A 2,533-nucleotide genomic window follows, 5' to 3' on the forward strand; every position below is an offset into this window, starting at 1 on the left:
AAAGGTCAAATGAGGACGCTGACCTACGCAGATGAACGCCGATTCGGGTGACTCTCTCCTGCATTTCTTTGCGCCTTTGCGTTCAAAAATGCCCTTTTGGCAGGGAAGTCACCGATAGCCTCCGCCAGAGGTCGTGCGCCCAGCGGGCACCCGGAATTTCTGCCGTGGTATTTACGCCAGACTGTAGTAGAGGATTCATCATGGCAAACGACGTGCCACTGCTATCCGTCCGCGATCTGAAAACCTACTACTTCCTGGACGAGGGAACCGTCCGGGCCGTGGATGGCGTGAGCTTTGACATCTATCCCGGCCAGGTGGTCGGCGTGGTGGGTGAAAGTGGCTGTGGCAAGAGCGTCACCGGCCGGTCGATCCTGCGCATTGTCGGCCCACCGGGGCGCATCGTGGACGGGCAGATCCTGTTCCGTCCCCAAAAGACATCGCTCCCCCTGCCAGAGCGAGCCACCGACGATGGGTTCGTGGACCTGGCTGCCCTGGACCCCCGGGGCAAGGCCATGCGTTCCCTGCGGGGTGCGGAGATCGCCCTGATTCCCCAGGAGCCCATGGCCGCCTTCAGCCCCGTGCACACCATTGGCTTTCAGCTGGTGGAGGCCATCCGCCTGCACCAGCCGGTGGACGAGGCCACCGCACGCCAGATGGCCATCCAACGGCTGCGGGAGGTGGGGGTTCCCAGCCCGGAGCAGCGGATGGACGCCTACTCGTGGGAGCTCAGCGGCGGGCTGCGCCAGCGGGCCGTGATCGCCATGGCCCTGGCCTGCAACCCGTCCCTGCTCATCGCCGACGAGCCCACCACCGCCATCGACGTCACCACCCAGGCCCAGGTCATCCACCTGCTGCGTGCGCTGCAGCGGGAACATAACATGGCTATCCTCTTCATCACCCACGACCTGGGCATCATTGCCCAGATTGCCTCCTACGTGGTGGTGATGTACCTGGGCCAGGTGGTGGAACGGGGGCCTGTGGAGGCGGTCTTCCGCCAGCCGCAACATCCCTACACCCAGGCGCTGCTGCGCTCCATCCCATCCATTTTTGCCCCTTCGCGCACCTTGCTGCCCACCATCGAGGGCTCCATCCCCCATCCCTTCAATCGGCCGCCGGGCTGCCCCTTTCATCCCCGCTGCCCGGCCTTCATGCCCGGCACTTGCGACCGGCATACCCCCACCCTGCAGCCGGTCAACGAGCGCCAGTGGGCCAGTTGTTTTCTGTACCATCCTCCTGTCATGGAACCCGAGCATCAAGGACAGGCACTGTGACAACCGCCAACTCTTCAACACCGTTGCTGGAAGTTCGGCACCTCAAGAAGTACTATCCCATCCGCAAGGGCTTCTTCAAGCGGGTGGTTGGCCAGGTCCGGGCCGTGGATGATGTGAGCTTCTACATCCACGAAGGGGAGACCCTGGGCCTGGTGGGCGAAAGTGGCTGTGGCAAGACCACCACCGTGCGCTGCATCCTGCGGGCCATCGACCCCTCCGCGGGTCAAATTTTGTTCCGCACCGCGGCTGGCGAGACGGTGGATGTGGCCCAACTGGACGAGGACGAGCTGCAGCCCCTGCGCCGGGAAATGCAGATGATCTTCCAGGATCCCTTCACCTCCCTCAACCCCCGCATGAATCTGCTGGACATCGTGGGCGAGCCCCTGCTGGTGCTGGAAGGCCTGAAGAATCGGCGGGAGCGGGCCGAGCGGGTGGCGGAACTCCTGGAGCTGGTGGGCCTGCGTCCCGAGTACATGCAACGCTTTCCCCATGCCTTCAGCGGCGGCCAGCGCCAGCGCATCGTCATTGCCCGGGCCTTGGCCCTCCGCCCCCGCTTCGTGGTGGCCGACGAACCGGTCTCGGCTCTGGACGTGTCGGTGCAGGCCCAGGTACTCAACCTGCTCATGCGCCTCCAGCAGCAGTTGGGGCTCACCTATCTCTTCGTGGCCCACGACCTGAGCGTGGTCAAGCATATCTGCGACCGGGTGGCCGTCATGTACTTGGGCCGCATCGTGGAGACCGCCGCCACCGATGAACTCTTCCGCCGCCCCAAGCACCCCTACACCTCGGCCCTGCTGATGGCCGTGCCCGTGCCCGACCCCACCATCCGTTCCGGCATGGTTCCCCTGGAAGGGGATGTGCCCAACCCGGCGGCGCCTCCGCCAGGCTGTCACTTCCATCCCCGCTGCCCCTATGCGGAAGCCCGCTGCCGCCAGGAGACTCCGACCCTGACCGAAGTGGCGCCGGGCCATCAAGTGGCCTGTCATCGCTGGGCCGAGCTCTCCCTGCAGGGCATCGACCAGCTCCCCCGGGGGGTGATCGATGGCGGCTGACCGATTTTGCCCGGAACGCCCTATCTGCACTATTCTTGGGCTATCCGCGCCATATGCTTGGACTGCAAAGGGCCACAGATTCTTGGCTCCCCTGCAGAAGGGGCATTTTTAAACGCAAAGGTGCAAAGGCGCAAAGGCGCAAAGAAACGCAGGAGGGAATCTCCCGAATCAGCGTTCATCTGCGTGGGTCAGCGTCCTCATTTGACCTTT

At 64.2% G+C, this 2,533-nt stretch carries 2 protein-coding genes; both read left to right on the forward strand.

The annotated features are described in order from the left end of the window. The first annotated feature begins 200 nt into the window (after nucleotides 1–200). Nucleotides 201–1,271 carry an ABC transporter ATP-binding protein gene (locus tag FKZ61_RS23605; protein WP_141612622.1) on the forward strand — a complete coding sequence of 357 codons (1,071 nt, stop codon included), beginning with the start codon at nucleotides 201–203 and terminating at the stop codon, nucleotides 1,269–1,271. Beyond that, a complete protein-coding gene (locus FKZ61_RS23610) occupies nucleotides 1,268–2,323 on the forward strand; it encodes an ABC transporter ATP-binding protein (RefSeq protein WP_141612623.1) in 1,056 nt (351 codons plus the stop codon). The genes FKZ61_RS23605 and FKZ61_RS23610 overlap by 4 nt, the downstream gene beginning before the upstream one ends. Nucleotides 2,324–2,533 lie beyond the last annotated feature (210 nt).

The sequence above is a fragment of the Litorilinea aerophila genome (genome assembly GCF_006569185.2).
GTDB classification, from domain to species: Bacteria; Chloroflexota; Anaerolineae; order Caldilineales; family Caldilineaceae; genus Litorilinea; species Litorilinea aerophila.